Annotated in this window: 20 protein-coding genes; 15 read left to right on the plus strand and 5 right to left on the minus strand. The window is 62.6% G+C overall.

Annotation, left to right across the window (positions count from 1 at the left end; translation table 11 throughout):
* Positions 1-6 precede the first annotated feature (6 nt).
* Entirely contained in the window at positions 7-2,820 is a 2,814-nt protein-coding gene (locus JAO73_RS16375) for an NIDO-like domain-containing protein (protein ID WP_198978217.1), read from the plus strand.
* Positions 2,821-2,917: 97 nt separating this feature from the next.
* On the opposite strand, the gene JAO73_RS16380 is transcribed toward JAO73_RS16375, so the two are convergent.
* The gene (locus tag JAO73_RS16380) at positions 2,918-3,916 is read right to left on the minus strand and encodes an AAA family ATPase (protein ID WP_198978218.1); all 999 of its coding nucleotides are present in this window, start codon (positions 3,914-3,916) and stop codon (positions 2,918-2,920) included.
* Between the two features lie 281 nt (positions 3,917-4,197).
* Here JAO73_RS16380 and JAO73_RS16385 point away from each other — a divergent pair, with 281 nt between their 5' ends.
* The 9 genes from JAO73_RS16385 (at position 4,198) to JAO73_RS16425 (ending at position 10,781) form a co-directional block, all read left to right on the plus strand.
* The gene (locus tag JAO73_RS16385) at positions 4,198-4,410 is read left to right on the plus strand and encodes a PID-CTERM protein-sorting domain-containing protein (RefSeq protein ID WP_198978219.1); all 213 of its coding nucleotides are present in this window, start codon (positions 4,198-4,200) and stop codon (positions 4,408-4,410) included.
* A 98-nt stretch (positions 4,411-4,508) separates the two neighbouring features.
* Positions 4,509-5,066, plus strand: a complete 558-nt coding sequence (xrtX, locus tag JAO73_RS16390; RefSeq protein ID WP_198978221.1) for an exosortase X — start codon at positions 4,509-4,511, stop codon at positions 5,064-5,066.
* Positions 5,059-5,553: an XrtX-associated membrane protein gene (locus JAO73_RS16395; RefSeq protein WP_198978222.1), complete on the plus strand. Its 495-nt coding sequence runs from the start codon at positions 5,059-5,061 to the stop codon at positions 5,551-5,553. Before xrtX ends, JAO73_RS16395 begins: the two co-directional genes overlap by 8 nt.
* Before the next feature lie 258 nt (positions 5,554-5,811).
* A complete protein-coding gene (gene paaE, locus JAO73_RS16400) occupies positions 5,812-6,888 on the plus strand; it encodes a 1,2-phenylacetyl-CoA epoxidase subunit PaaE (protein ID WP_198978223.1) in 1,077 nt (358 codons plus the stop codon).
* A 40-nt stretch (positions 6,889-6,928) separates the two neighbouring features.
* A complete protein-coding gene (paaA, locus tag JAO73_RS16405) occupies positions 6,929-7,885 on the plus strand; it encodes a 1,2-phenylacetyl-CoA epoxidase subunit PaaA (RefSeq protein ID WP_198978224.1) in 957 nt (318 codons plus the stop codon).
* A 129-nt stretch (positions 7,886-8,014) separates the two neighbouring features.
* On the plus strand, positions 8,015-8,302 hold the full coding sequence (gene paaB / locus JAO73_RS16410) for a 1,2-phenylacetyl-CoA epoxidase subunit PaaB (protein ID WP_190928204.1): 288 nt from the start codon (positions 8,015-8,017) through the stop codon (positions 8,300-8,302).
* Between the two features lie 5 nt (positions 8,303-8,307).
* Positions 8,308-9,108: a 1,2-phenylacetyl-CoA epoxidase subunit PaaC gene (paaC, locus tag JAO73_RS16415; RefSeq protein WP_198978225.1), complete on the plus strand. Its 801-nt coding sequence runs from the start codon at positions 8,308-8,310 to the stop codon at positions 9,106-9,108.
* Complete coding sequence (gene paaD / locus JAO73_RS16420) at positions 9,102-9,611, plus strand: 1,2-phenylacetyl-CoA epoxidase subunit PaaD (RefSeq protein ID WP_190928200.1); 510 nt, start codon at positions 9,102-9,104, stop codon at positions 9,609-9,611. Before paaC ends, paaD begins: the two co-directional genes overlap by 7 nt.
* Before the next feature lie 9 nt (positions 9,612-9,620).
* Positions 9,621-10,781 (plus strand): 3-hydroxyacyl-CoA dehydrogenase NAD-binding domain-containing protein, encoded by a 1,161-nt coding sequence (locus JAO73_RS16425; protein ID WP_198978226.1) that lies wholly within the window; start codon positions 9,621-9,623, stop codon positions 10,779-10,781.
* A 14-nt stretch (positions 10,782-10,795) separates the two neighbouring features.
* Here the strand turns inward: JAO73_RS16425 and JAO73_RS16430 are convergent, their stop codons facing one another.
* The 3 genes from JAO73_RS16430 to JAO73_RS16440 form a co-directional block, all read right to left on the minus strand.
* The gene (locus JAO73_RS16430; protein WP_198978227.1) at positions 10,796-11,410 is read right to left on the minus strand and encodes a DUF6134 family protein; all 615 of its coding nucleotides are present in this window, start codon (positions 11,408-11,410) and stop codon (positions 10,796-10,798) included.
* 78 nt (positions 11,411-11,488) lie between these two features.
* A complete protein-coding gene (arsM, locus tag JAO73_RS16435) occupies positions 11,489-12,457 on the minus strand; it encodes an arsenosugar biosynthesis arsenite methyltransferase ArsM (RefSeq protein WP_198978228.1) in 969 nt (322 codons plus the stop codon).
* A gap of 148 nt (positions 12,458-12,605) precedes the next feature.
* Positions 12,606-13,391, minus strand: coding sequence for a DUF547 domain-containing protein (locus JAO73_RS16440; RefSeq protein ID WP_198978230.1), 786 nt, complete (start codon positions 13,389-13,391; stop codon positions 12,606-12,608).
* A 229-nt stretch (positions 13,392-13,620) separates the two neighbouring features.
* Here JAO73_RS16440 and JAO73_RS16445 point away from each other — a divergent pair, with 229 nt between their 5' ends.
* The 4 genes from JAO73_RS16445 to arsS all read left to right on the plus strand — a co-directional run bounded on the left by JAO73_RS16445 (position 13,621) and on the right by arsS (position 17,318).
* A complete protein-coding gene (locus JAO73_RS16445) occupies positions 13,621-14,313 on the plus strand; it encodes a TIGR04283 family arsenosugar biosynthesis glycosyltransferase (protein ID WP_198978232.1) in 693 nt (230 codons plus the stop codon).
* Entirely contained in the window at positions 14,313-15,311 is a 999-nt protein-coding gene (locus JAO73_RS16450) for an NAD-dependent epimerase/dehydratase family protein (RefSeq protein WP_198978233.1), read from the plus strand. Before JAO73_RS16445 ends, JAO73_RS16450 begins: the two co-directional genes overlap by 1 nt.
* The gene (locus JAO73_RS16455) at positions 15,304-16,143 is read left to right on the plus strand and encodes an SDR family oxidoreductase (RefSeq protein WP_198978235.1); all 840 of its coding nucleotides are present in this window, start codon (positions 15,304-15,306) and stop codon (positions 16,141-16,143) included. The genes JAO73_RS16450 and JAO73_RS16455 overlap by 8 nt, the downstream gene beginning before the upstream one ends.
* Positions 16,144-16,271: 128 nt before the next feature.
* Positions 16,272-17,318, plus strand: a complete 1,047-nt coding sequence (gene arsS / locus JAO73_RS16460) for an arsenosugar biosynthesis radical SAM (seleno)protein ArsS (protein ID WP_198978295.1) — start codon at positions 16,272-16,274, stop codon at positions 17,316-17,318.
* A gap of 70 nt (positions 17,319-17,388) precedes the next feature.
* Here the strand turns inward: arsS and JAO73_RS16465 are convergent, their stop codons facing one another.
* Positions 17,389-18,015, minus strand: a complete 627-nt coding sequence (locus JAO73_RS16465) for a TIGR04282 family arsenosugar biosynthesis glycosyltransferase (RefSeq protein WP_233169249.1) — start codon at positions 18,013-18,015, stop codon at positions 17,389-17,391.
* A gap of 399 nt (positions 18,016-18,414) precedes the next feature.
* On the opposite strand from JAO73_RS16465, the gene JAO73_RS16470 reads away from it, so the two are divergent.
* A complete protein-coding gene (locus JAO73_RS16470; protein WP_198978236.1) occupies positions 18,415-20,625 on the plus strand; it encodes a T9SS type A sorting domain-containing protein in 2,211 nt (736 codons plus the stop codon).
* The last annotated feature ends 43 nt before the right edge of the window (positions 20,626-20,668 follow it).

Below are 20,668 nucleotides of genomic sequence, written 5' to 3' on the forward strand. Positions count from 1 at the left end.
ATTTTCATGCTTACAACCTTACAGACCCGGCTGAAAACAGCCAGCCGGTGGCTGCCGGTGGCTTTGTTGCCGCTGCTGCCACTCGCGGCAAACGCCCAAACGCTGAATTACCCCGCTGCCAACGCAGCGAACGTAACCGGCACTTACACTGACCTCGGCACCACCGGCACGGCCATCACCACGGCCAACTTTGACGATGCCAACTCCGCCGCAACGTCCATTGGCTTCACGTTCACCTACAATGGCACTGCGTACACGCAATTTGTGCTGAACACCAATGGCTACCTCAAGCTTGGCGCCACGGCTCCTGCCGCGCCTTACTTTGGGGCCGGCCCGCAGGACGTGTCGGGTGGCCCTCTGAGCTCTGCCGACAACGACCTCCTACTCCCGTTCAACTTCGACCTCGAAGCTGGTGTGGGCACCACGGAATACCGAGTTGCCACCACCGGTACCTCCCCTTCCCGCGTGACCACCATCCAGTGGAAAAACGTGAGCCCCAAGTCACAAATAATTGCCGGCACTACCATTAGCATCGACAAGCAGTACCTGAACATGAACTTTCAGGTAAAGCTGTACGAGGGCAGCAACATCATCGAATTCGTTTACGGTCCGGCTACGGCCAGCACCAACGTTTCGAACGCCGAATGGGCCGTTGCCGGCATCAAAGGCACGGGCGCGTCGCAAAAAGTATTGGCTGAAAAGCTGTCGTCGGCCGCATGGTCGGCTGCCACTTTCATCAGCACCGACTATACGACCTCCAACGCGTTCAATATCCGTCAGACGGCGTTGCCGGATGCCGGCCGCACCTTCCGCTTCTCGCCGGTGACCGGCACCGACGCGAAAGTGTCGGTGGTTTATACGCTCACCAAGCTGCCCATTCCGCAGGGCGCGCCGCACGCCGTGCGGGCCTACGTGACCAATGCCGGAACCGGTGCCCTGACCAATTTCCCGGTCGCCTTGAGCGTAACGGGTGCCAACACCTTTACCAACACCAAAACTATTGCTTCGCTGGCCGCAGGTGCTTCCACCACGGTTACGTTTGACCCTTACGTGCCCACCACTGCTGGAACCAACACGGTAACCGTAACGGCAAACGCCACGGGCGATGGCAACCCCTCGAATAACACGGCTACCGCCACGCAGGTCGTTAACACCTCCGACTACTCGTACAGCGACGCTTCGGCACCGACTTCGGCTCGGGGTTTTGGTCCCAGCACGACCTCGACGGCGGCTTTCTCGACCAAATTCACGGCCAACACGTCGGTTAACGTGACGGCGGTTCGCGCTTTCCTGGTTGATTTCGTGGGCACGGGCGCTGGCAGCACCATTGGCAAAACGGTGTACGCGGTGGTGCTGAACCCCACCACGGGTGCCGTGCTGGGCCGCTCCCCCGATTTTGTGGTAACCGCTGCCAGCGTGGCCGGCACGGCCTTCACCACGTTCACGCTGAACACTCCGGTGGCAGTACCTGCCGGTGAGTTCCTGGTAGGCTTGGCTCAGACCTATCAGGCGGGTCAGACCACTCAGTATTTCCCCATTGCCACGCAGGAAGAACTCCCCACGGCCCGCACCGGTACCTACTACACTTCGTCCATCACGACGCCTGCTGCTCCCACCGACGTAACCACCACGGCTACGGCTACTAACCCGTCGAATTACCGCTTCATGCTGGAAGCCGTGACGACCTCAACCAGCGCCCCGGCTTGCACCCCGGTGAACAACTTGGCGGCTGGTTCCATCACCCAGACCGGTGCCACCATCACCTTCACGGCTCCGGCCGGTACGGGTGGCTATGTGGTGACCTACACCGCTGCTGGCGGCACTCCCGTAACCGTGACGCCGGCCCCCACGGGCTCGCCCATCACCCTCACCGGCTTGGCTTCAGGCACCACTTACACCGTGAGCGTGGTAACGTCCTGCTCGACGGGTGCCAACTCCATCCCGGTGACCACCACCTTCACTACCCTGCTGCCCCCCGCGGCCTACGCCACGCTGCCCTTCACCGAAGGCTTCGAAGGCACTTGGATTAGCGTAGGCGGCACGCGCGACGTGCCCACCAACAGCTGGCGCAATACGCCCGCCACCGGCGACAACTCTTGGCGTCGCGAAGACGACGGCTTCCTGTCGGCCGGCTGGCAGTATGAGGCCTACGAGACCCCTTCGACCAGCAACCCCACGCCTCCTTACGTGACGCGTTCGAGCACCGGCGCCCACTCGGCCCGCTTCCACACCTTCGGCTCGGCCATTGGCGCCCAGGGCAAGTTTGACCTCTACGCCAACCTGAGCGGCACCGCCGGTGCCCGCACGCTGACGTTTGACTTCATCAACCCCAGCGGCACCGACAAAGTGGACGTGTTCTACAGCACCGATGGCGGCGCTACCTTCACCACCACGCCCCTGCTGACGGCCACCACCAACACGACCTTCACGGCCAAGACGGTGGTTATCCCCAGCACCTCGGCCACGACGGTGATTCGCTTCCAGGCCACTTCGGACTTCGGCAACGACGACATGGGCATCGACAACGTGCGCCTGAGCATCATCTCGTCGAGCCGCAACGAAGCCCTGGCCGCCACGGTGGGCCTCTACCCCAACCCGGCCCACCAGAACTTCACGCTGGATGTACCGGCCGGCAGCCTGCACGCTGCTACCGCTACGCTCATCAACTCGCTCGGCCAGACGGTGCTGACCCAGCAGCTGAGCCTGCCTACCGCCGGTGGCAGCGCGAAGTTCGACGTGAGCCGCCTTGCTGCTGGCGTGTACTCGCTGCAGCTGAAGTCGGGCAACGACCTCGTGGTGAAGCGCGTGGTGGTGGAATAACCATTGCAGTACTTCGCATGAAAAAGGGCTGACCGTATGGTCAGCCCTTTTTTTTATGGCAGTTGCTCTAGCTGCCGCTACTTGCGTTGAGCGCTGCTTAGCTGATGGGCACCTTGCGCAGGATGGCCTCGATAAGGTCTTGGGTCCGAATGCCGTCGGCTTCGGCTTCATACGTGAGCAGAATGCGGTGATTGAGCACGTCGGCGGCCACTTCTTTGATGTCTTCGGGCAGCACGTAGTCGCGGCCTTCGAGGTAGGCCACGGCCTTGGAGGCGCGGTGTAGCGCAATGCTGGCGCGCGGGCTGGCCCCGAATTGCACGGCCTGGGCAAACTCGGGCAGGTCGTAGTCGGCGGGGCGGCGGGTGGCGAACACCAGCTCAATGAGGTACTTCTCCAACGTGTCGGAAATCTGTACCTGGTTGATTTGCTGCCGAATGCCATAGATGTCGGCCTGCGTGAGCACCGGCTGCACGTCTTCCACAAAGCTGAGGTTGGCCATACGGCGCATTACCTCCAGCTCGTCGGCTTTTTTGAGGTAGTCGACGTGCACTTTCAGCATGAACCGGTCGACCTGGGCCTCGGGCAAGGGGTAGGTGCCCTCCTGCTCCACGGGGTTTTGGGTGGCCAGCACCAGGAAGGGCAGGTCGAGCGGGTAGGTGGTGTCGCCGATGGTGACCTGCTTTTCCTGCATGGCTTCGAGCAGGGCGCTCTGCACCTTGGCCGGCGAGCGGTTGATTTCGTCGGCCAGCACGAGGTTGGCAAAAATCGGCCCTTTCTTCACCTCGAAGATGGACTGGTTCTGGTTGTAAATCATGGTGCCCACCAAGTCGGAGGGCAGCAGGTCGGGCGTGAACTGCACCCGCTGAAAGTGCAGGTGCAGCACCTTGGCCAGCGTGGAAATGGTGAGGGTTTTGGCCAGGCCGGGCACGCCTTCGAGCAGGATGTGCCCGCCCGTGAACAGGCCGATGAGCAGGCGGCTAAGCAGGGGCTGCTGGCCCACCACGACTTTGCCCATCTCGGCAAATACCTGGCGGATGAGGGGATGGTAGTCGGCGGGGCCGGCCGCCGGCGCGGCAGCGTCGGTAGGAGAAAGCATGGGCTAGGAAAACAAGCGAAACAGCTGCCGCAAGGTAGGCACGCCGCCGGAGTAGCACGCCACGCCTCCCCGCCGCGTGGTATTTTCATGCGAGCAGGCAAACCAAGCTAGCTGAGCCCCGTAGTGAAAAACCGTCCGCTTGCCCTTCATTTAATGGCCCAAGCACCGACTTATGATTTAACACAGATAATACTTTCCGAAAGCTATATTTCAAAAACATTGTGATACATTTACCGCTCTGGTTGCCTACGCATTTCACTTCACCTTCTCAGCCCTAACGCATGAAATCATTTCTCCTAACTCGCTTGCTACCAGCTTTTACTCTCGTGCTGGCCTTTGCCGGAACCGTACTTGCCCAAGGCCCCGGCTCGGGCGGCCCCACGCCCGGCACGCCCGCCGCCGAAGTGCCGCTGGATGGCGGCGCCTCGCTTCTGCTGGCCGGCGGGGTGGCCTACGGCCTCAAGCGCCTGCGCGACCGCCGCAAGAAAGCGTAGCGGCTTGCTTCCAAACCGCCCGCATTAGCACGACGGCCTTTCTGCTGAGAAAGGCCGTCTTTTTTTTGCAGCTTCGCAGCTGTTATCTTTCCTGCCCTATGCTCCCATCCGCCCCCGCCGCCGGCGCACCGCCCGACAATCGGCTGCTGTTTCGCTTTTTGCTTGTGGCCGCGGCCATGTACCTGGCGTGGTTTTTCGGCTATCAGCAATGGCTGGGCCCCGATGGGCGCCTCGACGCCGCCTTATGCGCCCAGATTACGCGCAGCAGCGTGGGCCTGCTACAAGGGCTGGGGTTTGAAGCAGGCGTGAGCCCCACCTACGACCAATTGGTTCTTATGAACGGCCGACCTTCGGTGGTGGTGTACCCGCCTTGCAACGGGCTGGTGCTGTACGCATTGTTTGGCGGCTTCGTGCTGGCATTTCCGGGGCCGTGGCGGCGCAAGGCGTGGTTTATTCCGGCCGGCATGGCCCTCATCTGGGGGCTGAACGTGCTGCGCGTGGCCGCACTGGCCATCAACCACCGCTACGCGCATTCGTCGCTGGAATTCAACCACCACTACACGTTCAATTTCGTGGTGTACGGCTGCATTTTCGGCCTCTGGATGCTGTGGGCCCGGCGCCTGGCCGTGGCTCCCAACGCCCCGGCCCATGACTGAGCAAGTATTGGCTCGGCGCAGCATTGGAGGCCGCTGGGTGCTGGTGGGGGCGCTGCTGGCGGCCCTGCTCCTACTGGGCGTGTACGACGTGGCCGTGCTGACGGTCCTGACGAAATGGTGGCAGCGCATGCTGGCCGCCGTGGGGCTGCGCCAGCAAGTCGAAGCCCTGCAGCAAAACATCAGCGGCAGCGTGGTGAAGCGGCCGCTGCCGGTGGTGGCCACCTACGCGGTGGGGTACCTGAGCATTTGCCTGCTGCTGTTGCGCCTGCTGCTGCCAGCGGCTGCGCAATGGCGCCTCGTGCTGCGGCTGTATGCCGGCACACTGGCCGTGTACGTGGCCTTGGTGGTGCTGGGCAAGCTGGCTGGCGATGCCCAATGGGCCTACCGTCTCAGCCGCCAACTGCTGGACTTTGTGGTGAGCCCGCTGCCCGTGGCGGGGCTGTATGTGCTGCTGCGCTCGGGGTTTGGGGCAAGAGCCGCCGCCTGAACAACTCCGCCCGTCTTGCAGCAAGAAAAGGTTGAACGTGCAGTGTTTCCAGCTCATGCGTAGTAGCCGCGTTTGTGGCGTTTTGATTAAAACAAACACTCGTTAGCTTTTGGGGTTATATTGACTATATTTGTAATGCTGCCGACTGCTGCCTTTTGTATTGGCAACCAGTAGGCAGCCTTCTGACTGCCGGCTTTCGGAGCGCGGCGGTTGGAGGTGCTTCCGCCCTACGCCCTCACTGCTCATCCCATCCCACCCATGAGCCGGTTTCATAAGCTTACCATCAAGAACATCCGTCGCGAAACGCCCGACTGCGTTTCGCTGGCGTTTGACGTGCCGGCCGAGCTGCGCGACACGTTTCGCTACACGCCCGGCCAGTACCTCACCCTGCGCCGCGAACACGAGGGCGAAGAGCTGCGGCGGTCCTACTCCATTTGCAGCAGCCCGCTCGACGATGAGTGGCGCGTGGCCATCAAAAAAGTGCCCGAAGGCCGCTTTTCCACCTTTGCCGTGGAAGGCCTCCACGCCGGCGATACCCTGGACGTGATGCCGCCGCAGGGGCGCTTCTCGCCCAGCCTACACCCCACGCAGGCCAAGCGCTACGCACTGTTTGCGGCCGGCAGCGGCATCACCCCCATCCTGAGCATCGCCAAGACGGTGCTGCTCACCGAGCCGGGCAGCCACGTGTACCTGGTGTACGGCAACCGCGGCCGCAATTCCATTATTTTCAAAGAGGCCATTGAAGGGCTGAAGAACAAATTCCTGCACCGCCTGAGCGTGTACCACGTGCTGAGCCGTGAGCAAGGCGACAGCGAGTTGTTTTTCGGCCGCCTCGACTACGCCAAAGCGGCGGAATTTCTGCAAAAAATAGTGCCCGCCGACCGGCTCGACGAGGCCTACATCTGCGGACCGGAGGAGATGATTCACGGCGTGAAGCAGGCGTTGACGGAAGCCGGCGTTGCGGCCGAGCACATTCACTTTGAGCTTTTTGCCTCCAGCAGCAGCCCCACCACGGCCCGGGCCGCGACGCCCCGGCCGGTGGGCGACGACGACCAAAAAAGCCAGGTAACGGTGCAGCTCGACGGCCGCGCCTACCCGCTGGCCATGTCGTACTACGGCGACACGGTGCTCGATGCCCTGCTGGCCATTGGGGTGGATGCGCCTTACTCCTGCAAAAACGGCATGTGCAGCACCTGCCGGGCCCGCGTCACGGCCGGCACGGCCGAGATGGACGTAAACTACTCGCTGTCCGACACCGAAGTGGCCAAGGGCTACGTACTTACTTGCCAGGCCCGGCCCACCACGCCGGAAGTCACGGTTGACTTTGACCAGTAGCCGCTTCTCTCCCATTCACCCGAAACCCACCCATTTAGTCATGGAAACGCTCGAACAAGTCCTCACCCCGGAAGAACAGTTTCAGGCCCGCATCGATGCCGACGTGCGCATCGAGCCCAAGGACTGGATGCCGGAGGCGTACCGCAAAACCCTCATTCGCCAGATTTCGCAGCACGCCCACTCCGAACTGGTGGGCATGCTGCCCGAAGGCAACTGGATTACCCGCGCCCCTTCGCTCAAGCGCAAGTCCATTTTGCTGGCCAAAGTGCAGGACGAAGCCGGCCACGGCCTCTACCTCTACAGCGCCGCCGAAACCCTGGGCACCACCCGCGACCAGATGCTGGCCGACCTGCACTCAGGCAAGGCCAAGTACAGCAGCATTTTCAACTACCCCACCCTGAGCTGGGCCGACATGGGCTGCGTGGGCTGGCTGGTGGACGGCGCCGCCATCCTGAACCAAGTGCCGCTGTGCCGCACCTCCTACGGGCCGTATGCCCGGGCCATGGTGCGCGTGTGCAAGGAAGAAAGCTTCCACCAACGCCAGGGCTTCGAAATCATGCAAACGCTGTGCGAAGGCGCCCCCGAGCAGAAAGCCATGGCCCAGGAAGCTCTGAACCGCTGGTGGTGGCCCACGCTGATGATGTTCGGCCCGAAAGATGCCGACTCGCCCAACACCGAGCAAAGCATGAAGTGGCGCATCAAGCGCTTCACCAACGACGAGTTGCGCCAGAAATTCGTGGACATGATGGTGCCCCAGGCCGAGTTCCTGGGCCTGACCGTGCCCGACGAAAAAGTGAAGTGGAACGAGGAGCGCCAGGCCTACGACTTCGGCGAAGTGAACTGGGACGAGTTCTGGGCCGTGGTGAAGGGCAATGGCCTGTGTAACCAAGAGCGCCTGCAGGCCCGGGCTTCGGCCCACGAGGAAGGCGCTTGGGTGCGCGAGGCCGCCAACGCCCACGCGGCCAAGCGCGCCGCGCGGGAGGCAGTAGCGGCGTAAACCTCACCCCCGGCCCCTCTCCCAAGGAGAGGGAAGCCAGATGACATTTTTACACTTAGCAACTAACCGCGCCGCCGTGGCTCCCCTCTCCTTGGGAGAGGGGCCGGGGGTGAGGTTTTTTCAAGCACAATGAACCAATCCGAATGGCCTCTGTGGGAGGTTTTCATCCGCAGCAAGCAGGGGCTTGACCACAAACACGTGGGCAGCCTGCACGCCGCCGACGCCACCATGGCCGTGCAAAACGCCCGCGACGTGTACACGCGCCGCCTCGAAGGCGTGAGCATCTGGGTGGTGGAGTCGAAGCACATCCACGCGTCCAATCCCGACGACTCGGAGGCCTTCTTCGACCCGGCCGCCGACAAAGTGTACCGCCACCCCACGTTTTACGAGGTGCCGGATTCCATCAAACACATGTAACTGCCATGCTGCCGCAAAACGACTCCCGCGTGGCCGCTGCCACACCGGCCACCGCCCCGGGCCCGCTGTTTCCCTTCGTGCTGCAGTTGGCCGACACCAGCCTGATACTGGCGCACCGCCTTTCGGAGTGGTGCGGGCACGGCCCCGTGCTGGAGCAGGACCTGGCCATGGCCAACATTGCGCTGGACCTGCTGGGCGAGGCACGCAGCTACTACCAATACGCGGCTGAGCTGGAAGGCCAGGGCCGCACCGAAGACGACCTGGCGTACCTGCGCAGCGCCGTGGAATACCGCAACCCGCTGCTGGTGGAACAGCCCAACAACGACTTTGCGCACACCATCCTGCGCCAGTTTCTGTTCGATAATTTCCACTACCACCTGCTGAAAGCGCTGCTCAATTGCCCCGATACGCAGTTGGCCGCTATTGCCGAGAAGTCGGTAAAAGAGGCTTCCTACCACCTCAAGTGGAGCTCGGAGTGGGTAATTCGCCTCGGCGATGGCACGCCCGAGAGCCGGCAGCGGCTGGAGAAAGCCATTGCCACGCTCTGGCGCTTTGGCGAGGAGCTGACCACGGCCACTCCTACCGAAAAGGCCCTGCAGGAATTGGGCGTGCTGCCCGACTATGCTACGCTACTGCCGGCCATGCAGGCGCATACCGCCTATGTATTTGCCGAAGCCACGCTGCCGCTGCCGGGCCCGGTATTTGGGCAGCAAGGCGGCAAAACCGGTCGCCACACCGAGCATCTGGGCTATCTGCTGTCGGAGCTGCAATACATGCAGCGCACGTACCCCGGCCTGACATGGTAACCGCCGCCGCTCCCACCGAAGCCCACATCTGGCAGCTGCTGGAAGAAGTGAGCGACCCCGAAGTGCCGGTGCTCAGCATCCTGGATTTGGGCATCGTGCGCGCGGTAGCCGTGGCGGGCGACCAGATTACCGTGACCATCACACCCACCTACTCGGGCTGCCCGGCCATGAACGTCATTGCCACCGAAATCCGGCTGCGCTTGCTGGCGGAAGGCTATTCCAACGTGGTTATTCACAACCAGCTCAGCCCGGCCTGGACCACGGATTGGATGAGCCAGGCCGGCCGCGAGAAGCTGGAAGCCTACGGCATTGCCCCGCCCGTGGACGGCACAGCCACCGGCCACGTGCTGAACCTGTTTGGCAAAGACACGGCCGTGCGCTGCCCGGTTTGCAAATCGACGCACACGCATTTGGTGAGCCAGTTTGGCTCCACGGCTTGCAAGGCGCATTACCAATGCGACGACTGCCTGGAGCCTTTCGACTACTTCAAATGCCACAACTAGCCTGAACGCATGACCATTGGAATCATCGGCAGCGGGGCCATGGGCGCAGGCATTGCGCAAGTGGTGGCCGTGGCCGGACACGACGTGTACCTGCTGGACCAGAGCGCCACGGCGCTCGAAAAAGCCACCGCCGGCATTGCCAGCACCCTGCGCAAGCTGGCTGAGAAAGGCAAAATGCCGACTGAAGCCGCCGAAGCCGCCATCGCTCGCCTGCGCCCGACCACCGACATGCAGGACTTTGCGGGTTGCAGCCTAGTGCTCGAAGCCATTGTAGAAGAACTGGCGGTGAAGCAGCAGGTATTCCGGCAGGTGGAAGCAGTGGTTTCGGCGGAGTGCATGCTGGCCAGCAACACTTCGTCGCTTTCCATTGCGTCCATTGCCGCGGCCTGCCAGCGACCGGAGCGGTTCATTGGCATTCACTTCTTCAACCCGGCCCCGCTCATGGCGCTGGTCGAAATCATTCCGGCCGTGCAGACGCGCAAGGGACTGGCCGAAGAAGTTCGCAGCCTGGTCCAAAGCTGGGGCAAGCTTCCCGTGCTGACCAAGGACACCCCCGGCTTCATCGTGAACCGCGTGGCGCGGCCTTTCTACGGCGAAGCCATCCGGCTGCTGGAAGAAGGCGTGGCCGACATGGCCACCATCGACTGGGCCCTGACCGAGTTGGGCGGCTTCCGCATGGGCCCGTTTGCCCTCATGGATTTCATCGGCCACGACGTGAACTACCGCGTCACGGAATCGGTGTTTTCCTCCTTCTTTTTTGACCCGCGCTTCAAGCCATCTTTCACTCAGAAGCGCCTGTTTGAAGCCGGCTACTACGGCCGCAAAACAGGCCGCGGCTTCTACAACTACGCCGCCGATGCCGTGCTCCCCGAGCCGAACCGCGACGAGCAGATGGGCCACCAGATTGTGACCCGCGTGCTGGCCATGCTCATCAACGAAGCCGTGGATGCGCTGGCGCTCAACGTGGCCTCGAAAGAAGACTTGGAACTGGCCATGACCAAAGGCGTGAACTACCCCAAAGGCCTGTTGGCCTGGGCCGATGAGCTGGGTTTGCCGCAGGTGCTGAACACGCTGGACGCCCTGTACGACGAGTACCACGAAGACCGGTACCGCGCCAGCCCGCTGCTGCGCCGCATGGTGCGCGCCGGCCAAACGTTCGCCGACCGGTAGCGCGTTGCCTGGCCTCACGGCAGCAGCCGGATGATGAAGTTCTTGAGCGGGTTCTTTTTGATGATGGCGACCAGCTGGCCGTTGGCGTACTGGTACTCGTCTTCGCGGCCGTCGCGCACGGCGCGGGTGGTGCCGTCTTTGGCCCGGGTGAGGGCAAAATAGTCGCCGAAATATTCTGCAAAGGCCCGCGGTTGCCCGGCGGGCTCGGCGAAGAACATGTTGGTGACGGCGTAGCGAATGGGCTGGGTTTCGGTGGCTTCGTAGTGGTGCTTGTACTGGTGGGCCACGATGGCGTAATGGTCGCCTTTCCACTCGGTGCGCGAGGCGAAATCTCCCTGGTTGGTGTGAGCGTCGACGGTGGAAAGCAGGAGCTGGCCGTTGCGGAAGCGGTTCGTTACCTGGTAATAAATTTTCAGGTGATAGAACAGAAAATTCACTTTCACGTCGCTCACCAGCGTGTACACCTGCTCCGGGCCCACGGCTGGCTGGCGGGTGGCCGTCATGGTGCCCACCTGAAGGCCGGCCACCTCAATGGCGTAGCGGCGGACTTCGGCGGCGGGCTTGGCGGATTGTGCCAAGCTGGCCAGCGGGAAGGCGCAGAGCCAGAGCAGCGCGGGCAGCTTTTGCATGAATTAAGGACTAACAAAAAGAACGTCATGCTTCGCTGCGCTCCGCACGACGTTCTTTTTTGAAGCTAGAGCCGCTGCCTAGCAGCAGCCGCCGCCGTCGTAGTGATAAGTCGAGGGCGACACGAAAATGTCGTCGCGGCCCAGGGCGAGCAGGGCGCCGGCGGTTTTGTCGCACACGGCCAAGGGCTGGTTGGCCATCAGCACGTGGCCTTTCTGGTCGTCGAAGTATTCCTCGCCGCCGTAGTAAATAGCCGTGCGGCCCGTGAAGATGCACGGACCGTCGGCCGGCATAGGGTCCTTGATGGCGCATACTTCCACGCTTTCGATGTAGATAAGCTCATCGGTGGCGTAGTGGCCGGGCGCCAGCACGCGGTAGGCGCGCTTGGCGCGCACTTCCACCGTGCCGAAGCCTACTTCGGTAATCATGTTCAGGTATTCCTGCAGCGGCAGGGAGCCCGTGAGGCAGAGGGCGCGCAGGCGCTCGTCGGCGCGCAGCTCGTCGCTCATGGGCTGCTCGCAGGTGGGGTCCGACATCACCAAGCGGCCGTGGGGCTTGAGCACGCGGTAGGTTTCCTGCAGGGCGCGCCGGAGGTCGTCGGCTTTGAAGATGTTGAACAGGCAGTTTTGGGCGGCCACGTCCACGCTTTCGTCTTCTACCGGGAGGCTCAGGGCGTCGCCAGACCGCAGGTCGATGAAGTCGCGGCTGAACCAGTCGTTTTCCTGCTCGGCGGTGAGCATGTTTTCACGGGAGGCGTCCAGCATTTCCTCCACCACGTCCACGCCAATCACGGCGCCGGGGCGGCGGCTGAAGTAGGAGAACTGAAGCAGCTCCATGCCGCCGCCCACGCCCACGTAGAGCACGGTGGGGCTGTTGGTGAGGTCGCGCGGGTTCACGGTGCTGCCGCAGCCGTAGTTCATGGCCAGCATGCGCTTCGGGATGCTCAGGCCGGGCAGCTGCCACACGGGGTTGGTGGTGCAGCAAAGGCCGACTTGCGGCTCTTGCGCCGCCTGGCGGTACACGTCGGCGGTGGTATCGAGGTAACTCATTTGGTGGTTGTTGTGGAGAGCGGTTATGATGTCACTTAAGGGGTTGAGCGTCATGCTTCGCAACAGTAGTCATCTACCATCGCAGCAGATATGCTGCGACGAGCGGACGCCCGATGAAGCTTGACGTTCTATTTCGGGCCGTCAGGCCCTACTGCTGGTTCAGCTTCCAGTTGTAATCCAAGTAGCTGATAGGCGTCTTTTCGTCAATCTTGGTAGTGGCGTATTTATTCACCCACTTCGCCACCGACTGGCCGTTTTTGGTCCAGTCGCCCTTGTACCAGTCGAAGTACTTGGAAAGCTGGGCGCTGCTTTTGCCAGTCTTGTTTTTGGCCGGGTTATTCAAAAAGTCACGGCCCTGGTCGTCGAGCTGGCTGTCCAGCCTGGCGGCGGTGTAGGCTTCGTTGCGCAGGCGCGGGCAGCTCATGGAGGCACACACCAGCGCGAAGTGAATGCGCGGGTCGTCGTACTTCTTGCGCAGCGTGCCGTGCTCGATGTTATCGAGGCTCATTTTCTCGCCGCCAATGCTGAAAAATTTGATGGCCCAGGGCGTGGTCACGAACGGAATCTTGATTTTCGAGCCAATGTCCTTGATGCTCTCCACCGGGTAATGGTCGAGGATGAGGCGGATGGTATAGGCGTTGTAGGCGTTTATCCAGAAAGCCATTTGCTCCTGCTTGCTCCAGCTGCTGGCCGGTGCGTTTTTGCTGAGCAGGTCGAGGTACTGGTTGAACGCCGTTTCGTCGGCTTTAAAGCCCTTGTAATCAACCAGGCCTTTGGCGTTGACGTGCTTTTTCAGCAGCTTGTCGAAGGCAGAATGGTCGACGGCGGCCGGGGCTGCTATCACCGGATGCCCGGCGGCCAACGCCGGGGCAGGAGCAGCCGCGTTAGTCGCAAGCACAGCCGCGGCCAGCAGGGAGAAGAAAGCTTTTTTCATGAAACGGGATATTGTCCGGAATATACGGTGGTGGTTGTCCTTTAAGATTGACGCGAGCCAAACTCTGGCCTGACGAGCTTACGTAAGCAGTGAAATTGGTGGCTCTAGCTGCCACCGCATCCGGCCGTGCCCGACGGGCCCCAGCGCCCGGCACCACCGCTCGCAGTGGCCACCCGCCGCTTTCAACTTTATTGAAAAAGCCGGAAGTTGCACCCTCTTCCTTTCCCCCATGACGTTCAGCGTTATCATCCCCACCTTCAACGAAGCCCCCAACATCGCCCGGCTGGTAGCCGATTTGCGCCGCCACGCCCCGGCGGGTGAGGTCGAAATACTGGTGGTGGACGCCCACAGCCCCGACGGCACCGCCGAGGCCGCGCGCCAGGCCGGCGCCACCGTGCTGCTCAGCCCCCGGCCCGGCCGCGCGGCCCAAATGAACTTCGGGGCCGCCCACGCCACCGGCACCATTCTATACTTCGTGCACGCCGACGTGGGCATTCACCCCGATTACGTGGCCACCATCCGGCAAGCGGTGGCCGCCGGGCACGCCGCCGGCTGCTACCGCTTCCGGTTCGATTCGCGGCACCCGCTGCTGCGCATCAACAGCTACGGCACACGCTTCAAAGGCATCATGAGCCGCGGCGGCGACCAGACCTTGTTCATCACCCGCGAGCTGTTTCAGCGGCTGGGCGGCTTCAACGAGCGGTTCGTCATCATGGAAGATTTTGAAATCATCCGGCGCATTCGGCGGGTGGCCTCCTTCTACATCGTGCCGCAAGATGTGGTGGTATCGGCCCGGAAATATGAAACCAACAGCTGGCTGCGCGTGCAGCTGGCCAACCTCACGGCCTTCGGCATGTTTTTCCTGAACGTGCCGCCGCCGCGCATCGCACGCACCTACAAGGCCCTGCTCAACTACCGCTGATGCTGGGCCGCGTACTCGTAACGGGCGCCAACGGCTTCCTGGGCCGCCATTTGGTGGAGGAACTGGTGCAACGCGGCTACCCGGTGCGGGCGCTGCTGCGGCCCGGCACTGCACCGCCTTTCCCGGCGGCCTGGGCCGTAGAATATTGCGAAGAAGACTTGGCCCGGCCCGTCAATATTTCCCATTTAACCACCCTGGCCAAAGGCTGTGAATCCATTATTCACGCAGCAGCTTTGGCCCAAGTGAACCCGGCCCGAAATCCGGAGGTGGCGCTTGTCAACCTCGGCGGCACGGAAAATGCCCTGCTCATGGCCCGGCAGGCCGGCGTCAGCCGTTTCGTGTACGTGGGCACAGCCAACGTTTTTGGTTTCGGAACGAAGAGTGAACCCGGCGACGAAACCCGGCCTTACGCCGGCCAGCGTTACGGCCTCGACTACATGGACAGCAAGTTGGCTGCTACCGAAGTGGTGCGCCGGGTCGTCCGGGCTGAGCAGTTGCCCGCCGTGCTTGTGCACCCCACTTTCATGCTGGGGCCCGGCGATGCCAAACCCACCTCCAACGCGCTGCTGCTGGAGCTGTACCGCGGCCGCCTGCCCGGCTACCCGCCCGGCGGCAAAAACTACGTGCACGTGCGCGACGTGGCCGTGGCCACTGTGCACGCGCTACGCATGGGCCGGGTGGGCGAGTCGTACATTCTGGGAAATGAAAACCTGAGCTACCGCGAAGCTTTCCGGCTGATTGCCGGCTGTTTAGGCGTAGCGGCTCCGCGCTGGCCCATTCCGCCGGGCCTGGCCACAATCTACGGGCAGCTCTGCGACGTAAAGACCTGGCTAACCGGCCGGCCGGCCCAACTGAATGTGGCCATGGCGGCCGTAGCCAACGACGGTCATTACTTTACCGCCCAAAAGGCCGTGGCCGAACTGGCCCTGCCCCACACCCCCATCACCCAAGCCGTTGCCGAGTCCTTTGCCTGGTTTAAAGCCCACCACTATGTCTGATGCCGGATTGGCCGGGCGCTCCGTTCCATTTGCCGGCCGGGTGGCCATTGTCACGGGTTCGGAGTCGGGCATTGGGCGCGAAACGGCGCGTCTGCTCTGCGAAAGCGGAGCTGCCGTGGTGCTCAACGGCCGCAACGCCGAGCGGCTGGCCCACACCCGCGCCGCCCTCGAAACGGCCGGCCACTCAGTGGCCAGCTGCGTGGCCGACGTGACCGACTACGCGGCCTGCGAGCAGCTCGTCAATACGGCCATCGACGCTTTCGGCCGGCTCGATATTTTGGTGACCAACGCCAGCATCTCGCAGCGCGCCTACTTTGCCGACATGCAGCCGGAAGTATTCAAGCAGGTGATGGACAGCAACGTGTACGGTTCGGTGTTTCCGCTCAAAGCGGCGCTGCCGCATTTGGTGAAGTCACGGGGCAGCGTCACGTTTATTTCTTCCATTTCGGCTCTGAACGGCATGCCCAGCGGTTCGGCCTATTGCGCGGGCAAGGCGGCGGTGGCCAACCTGGCCCACACCCTGCGGCTGGAACTGGCCGATACGGGCGTGCATTTTGGGGTAGTGCACATCGGCTTCACCCAGAACGACCCCGAAAAGCGCGTGTTGGCCGCCGACGGCCAGCCCGTGCCCATTGCCCACCGCCCGCCGCGCTGGCAAAAAAGCCAGGCCCAGGTGGCGGCTATTATTTTGCAACACATCCGTCGGCGGCGGCAGCGCACCGTTATTTCGGCCCTGGGGCAATTGATTGTGCTGGTACACACCTACTTTCCCCGCCTCGGCGACTGGGTGGTGCGAACCACCATGCGCCGGATGCGACATTTTTACGAATGACGGGGTTGGTAAATCTGCCAGCTTCGGCTTTCTCGTAAGGTTCGGCAGCCGGCTTCGCCCAATAACTTGCGCGGCCTTATGCGGTTGCGTTTAGCCGCACTACCTGTGTTCTCCCCTTAAGTAGCATGATTAAGTCCCTCAAAGCCACCGGCAACCAGCTTGCCGATTCTGCTTTCCAGCTCACCGTGCTGCGCCGCGAGGTGGCCGAAACGCTGCACCTGCCGCTGTTTCATGAGAAGCTGCGCGACGCCGGGTTGTTTCCGCTGCAGCCCGTGGCGCCGGCCGTGCTGCAAATCAACGTGGGCAAGATGTGCAACCAGGTGTGCAAGCACTGCCACGTAGACGCCGGCCCCGACCGCAAGGAAATCATGACCCGCGAAACGATGCAGCACTGCCTCGACGCGCTGGCCCAGACCGATATTCCGACCGTTGACCTGACCGGTGGCGCCCCCGAGATGAACCCCGATTTCCGCTGGTTTGTGGAAGAAATCAGCAAGCTCGGGCGCAAGGTGCTGGTGCGCTGCAACCTCACCATCATCGTGGCCAACAAGAAATACCACGACCTGCCCGAGTTTTTCAAAAAGCACGGCGTGGAAGTGGTGAGCTCGCTGCCCTTTTACAGCGCCGCCAAAACCGACAGCCAGCGCGGCGACGGCGTGTTCGAGGACTCCATCCGGGCGCTGAAAATGCTGAACGCCGTGGGCTACGGCCAGCCCGGCTCCGGCCTGGTGCTGAACTTGGTATACAATCCCGCCGGCGCCTTCCTGCCGGGCTCGCAAAAGGGCCTACAAGACCAGTTCAAACGCGTACTGCTGAAGGACCACGGCATCGTGTTCAACGAGCTGTTCGCCATCACCAACATTCCCGTGAGCCGCTACCTCGATTACCTCATCGAGTCGGGCAACTACGCGGGCTACATGGAAAAGCTGGTGAACGCCTTCAACCCCGTGGCCGCGGCCGGCGTGATGTGCCGCAATACCATTTCGGTGGGCTGGGACGGCGGCCTCTACGACTGCGACTTCAACCAAATGCTGGACCTGCACGTGGCCAGCACCGTGCAGCACATCCGCGACTTCGACGCCGCTGCCCTGGCCCAGCGCCCCATCGTCATCAACCAGCACTGCTACGGCTGCACGGCCGGCAGCGGTTCCAGCTGCGGCGGCACCGTGGCGTAAACGTCGCAGCTGCATAAAAAGAGCGGGCGATGCTTCATCGAAGCATCGCCCGCTCTTTTTATGCAGCTACTTATAAGGCCTTGGCTGCGCGCCAGGTAGCCAGGTCACGGCCGGAATCCACGTCGTGCAACATGGGCAGCTGGGCCACACTCAGACCCAGGCGGGCGGCATCGGCTAGGGTGTCGGGCAGTACGGTGGCGGTGCTCCAGTCTTTATTGGCGAATAGCTCCAGGTGCAACGCATTTAATCCTAATAGATAGTAGCCGCCGTCGTCGGCCGGGCCTACCACCATGTCGTGGCTGGCCAGCGCTGCAAAAGCGTCCTGAAGCAGCTGCTGGGTCAGGCCCGGGCAATCGGTGCCAATGATGGCGACCCGCGAGGCACCACCTGCAAACGCTTGTTCGAAGGCGTGGCTCATGCGTTCTCCGAGCGACTCTGCGGGCGGCTGCACTCGCCAGGGCAGGCCGGGCCATTCGGGGCGCGGGGTGCTGGCGTCGGCGGCGGGCGCGGGCGCTTCGGCCAGCCACACCGTGGCGGGCACCTGCGCGGCCGTGACGGCGGAAGCGGTGATGGCTAATAATTCGCGGTACACGGCCAGGGCGGCTTCATTGCCAATGTCGGCCGCCAGGCGCGTTTTTACGCGGCCGAGGACGGGCTCGCGGGCAAATACGAGGAGGTGGTTGGTGGGAGATGACAAATCAGAGCGGCTGATAACGGAGGGGTTGAAAACAGTAGCAACGAAAAAAAGCCGCTTACGGCTTTCCCAAAGCTCGCACTTTACGGACAAAGCCTTTCTGCGCGTGGCTTTGGGCGTGATGGGCCGGCAGCAAGGTGTCGTTGCTGGTAAAAATCATTACATATTCGCCAGGAAAAAATATTAAGCCATTGACTTAGTAACGATTACGGTAAACCGCAATTTCCCATATCAATTATTTCACACATTTTCAAGCAATTCCCCTAAAGAATGGAACCAAAATTGCGCATAGCATAACCACCATACTCAGGGCTTATTCTCAACTTCTTCCGCAGCCATTACGCTGTGTTGAGGCCAGGACTCAAGTGCCTGTAGCATCCTTCCACTTTAGCCGATTTTTGTATGAAGAACCGTCTACCTTCTGTTCTTTTCTCGCTGTTTTTCTGGGTTTTTCTGGGCGGCCTGCCGGCGGCACAGGCGTCGCACCTGCTGGGCGGCGACATGACCTACAGCTCGTTGGGCAATAACCAGTACCGCGTCAGGTTCCGCGTGTATCAGGACTGTTCGGGCGCGCCCACCACGGCTTTCACGCTGGAATGCCGCACCGGCGGCTGCAACACCCTGGCAACGCTTACGGCACCGCTCGTGCAGCAGGGCGCCGCCTTTGAGCCGGCGCCGCTCTGCGCCACCACGGCCGGCACCTGCCAGAATCCGGCATCTGCCTACGCCCTTTTTCGCTTCGTGAGCTACGAAGCCACCGTGACGCTCCCGCCGGGCCAATGGACGCTGAGCACCGTCCAAAACGCCCGGCCCGTCCTGGCCAACATAGTATCTGGTGACCTATACGCCGAGGCCTACCTCGACAACCGGGGCAGCGGCGTAAGCAACAACACGCCGCACTTTGATGCCGACGACATTCCGGTGCAGTACATGTGCTGGAAGCAGCTCACCACCTTCAGCTTCTCGGCCCTGGAGCCCGACGGCGACTCCGTGGCGTACTCGCTGGCGGCTCCCCTGCAAGGCTGTGGCATGCCGGTTACTTATAAAGCAGTGCCTCCTCCATTGGAGCAGTTTCCCACACCCGGCCCTTGCATACTGACTATTCCCGGGTTTTTACCGGGGGTTTATTCGCCCACCTACCCCATCCGCCTGGGCATAGACACAGTCGGTGCCTGCCCCGTCAGAACGGGCGTGGTGCGCACCCTGCGCTTCAACCGCGAAGCCCGCACCATTACGCTTATGCCCGGCATCTACAACGCCGCTGCCACGTCGGCCAGCGGCGACAACAAGTACCTGCTGGCGGTGCAGGCCGACGAGTACCGCCGGGTGAATGGCGTGCTGCGGCTGATTGGCCGGATTCGCCACGAGATTGTTTTCATCGTGGTAGACTGCGGCGGCAATTCTGTGCCGAATGCCGTGCAGGTCGCCAATCAAACTGCCAACTCGGGGGCCCGCATCATCAACACGCCGGACACTACCCGGATTGATGTGGAGGCCTGCAGCTACTCGCGCCTGACGCTCGACTTCACCGACCCCGACAACCTGCGCGTGCCCAGCGTCGGGCAGCTGCTCACCGTCACGGTTCCGGCTGATATCAATACCAACCCGCTGCTGCTGGCCGGGGGCGACGTAGGCACGTTCAGCCTGAGCGGCAACGGCACCGCGCGTCCGCAAGGCACCCTCTACCTGCAGCCGCTGGCTACGGCTGCGGGGCGCACCGTGCGCCTCAACGTGCGCGTGGAAGACAACGGCTGCCCCGTGAAGGGCCGGCAAAACCGCGTGATTGTCATCAACGTGCGGCGGAGCGTGCGGGCGGGCATCGTGCCTGCAGGAGGCTCGGCCCCTGCCGCGGCCGTGAGCCTGCCGGCGGGCAGCACACTGGTGCTACGAGGGCTGGCCCAGCGGCCGGACTCCTTGCGCCGGCTGGCCACTGGCACCACCGTGGCCCAGGCCTACGGCTACCAGTGGCGGGTGCAGGGCAACGGGCTCGACCCGGCCCAGGCCAGCAGTGCGGCCACCACGGTAGCCCCCACGATGAACAGCCGCTATTTCCTGACCGTAACTCCCGCCGGAGGCTTTGGCCTGGGCTGCGCCGACACCACGTCCATCCTGGTGACGCTGGTGCCGCCGCTGGCACCCGTCGTAACGACCAACGGCACGACGCTGAGCAGCAACTACGCCACCGGCAACCAGTGGTACCTCAACGGACAGCTAATTCCGGGCGCTACGGGCCAAACCATTACGCCCACCGCAGGCGGCGTCTACACGGTAGTGGTGACGGTGGTGGTTGGCGGCGTACCCTACACCTCGCCGCCATCAGCGCCGCGCACGGTGCTGGGCACTCAGCGCGCGCTGCCCGGCAGCAGCCTGAGCGTGACCCCCAACCCCACACCCAACGGCCGCCTGAGCGTCACCCTCACTGGCTACGCCCAACCCGTGACACTGGCCGTTTTCGACGCCCTGGGCCGCCAGGTGATGGGCTTCGCCGTCAGCAAGCCCAACCCGCAGGGCATGACCCAGGAGCTGGATTTGAGCAGCTGCGGCAAGGGCATGTACCTGCTGCAGGTGCGCACGGCCGCCAGCCTCGAAACCCGCCGCATCGTGCGTGAATAGGATTATCAGACAATCGCAGGCATCCTATTTCCTGTTATTGATT

It is taken from the genome of Hymenobacter miniatus (assembly GCF_016427455.1).
GTDB lineage: Bacteria > Bacteroidota > Bacteroidia > Cytophagales > Hymenobacteraceae > Hymenobacter > Hymenobacter armeniacus.

Coding starts and splice junctions, on each gene's coding strand:
- JAO73_RS16375 (WP_198978217.1), top strand. CDS start 7: ATGCTTACAACCTTACAGACCCGGCTGAAAACAGCCAGCCGGTGGCTG.
- JAO73_RS16380 (WP_198978218.1), bottom strand. CDS start 3,916: ATGCTTTCTCCTACCGACGCTGCCGCGCCGGCGGCCGGCCCCGCCGAC.
- JAO73_RS16385 (WP_198978219.1), top strand. CDS start 4,198: ATGAAATCATTTCTCCTAACTCGCTTGCTACCAGCTTTTACTCTCGTG.
- xrtX (WP_198978221.1), top strand. CDS start 4,509: ATGCTCCCATCCGCCCCCGCCGCCGGCGCACCGCCCGACAATCGGCTG.
- JAO73_RS16395 (WP_198978222.1), top strand. CDS start 5,059: ATGACTGAGCAAGTATTGGCTCGGCGCAGCATTGGAGGCCGCTGGGTG.
- paaE (WP_198978223.1), top strand. CDS start 5,812: ATGAGCCGGTTTCATAAGCTTACCATCAAGAACATCCGTCGCGAAACG.
- paaA (WP_198978224.1), top strand. CDS start 6,929: ATGGAAACGCTCGAACAAGTCCTCACCCCGGAAGAACAGTTTCAGGCC.
- paaB (WP_190928204.1), top strand. CDS start 8,015: ATGAACCAATCCGAATGGCCTCTGTGGGAGGTTTTCATCCGCAGCAAG.
- paaC (WP_198978225.1), top strand. CDS start 8,308: ATGCTGCCGCAAAACGACTCCCGCGTGGCCGCTGCCACACCGGCCACC.
- paaD (WP_190928200.1), top strand. CDS start 9,102: ATGGTAACCGCCGCCGCTCCCACCGAAGCCCACATCTGGCAGCTGCTG.
- JAO73_RS16425 (WP_198978226.1), top strand. CDS start 9,621: ATGACCATTGGAATCATCGGCAGCGGGGCCATGGGCGCAGGCATTGCG.
- JAO73_RS16430 (WP_198978227.1), bottom strand. CDS start 11,410: ATGCAAAAGCTGCCCGCGCTGCTCTGGCTCTGCGCCTTCCCGCTGGCC.
- arsM (WP_198978228.1), bottom strand. CDS start 12,457: ATGAGTTACCTCGATACCACCGCCGACGTGTACCGCCAGGCGGCGCAA.
- JAO73_RS16440 (WP_198978230.1), bottom strand. CDS start 13,391: ATGAAAAAAGCTTTCTTCTCCCTGCTGGCCGCGGCTGTGCTTGCGACT.
- JAO73_RS16445 (WP_198978232.1), top strand. CDS start 13,621: ATGACGTTCAGCGTTATCATCCCCACCTTCAACGAAGCCCCCAACATC.
- JAO73_RS16450 (WP_198978233.1), top strand. CDS start 14,313: ATGCTGGGCCGCGTACTCGTAACGGGCGCCAACGGCTTCCTGGGCCGC.
- JAO73_RS16455 (WP_198978235.1), top strand. CDS start 15,304: ATGTCTGATGCCGGATTGGCCGGGCGCTCCGTTCCATTTGCCGGCCGG.
- JAO73_RS16470 (WP_198978236.1), top strand. CDS start 18,415: ATGAAGAACCGTCTACCTTCTGTTCTTTTCTCGCTGTTTTTCTGGGTT.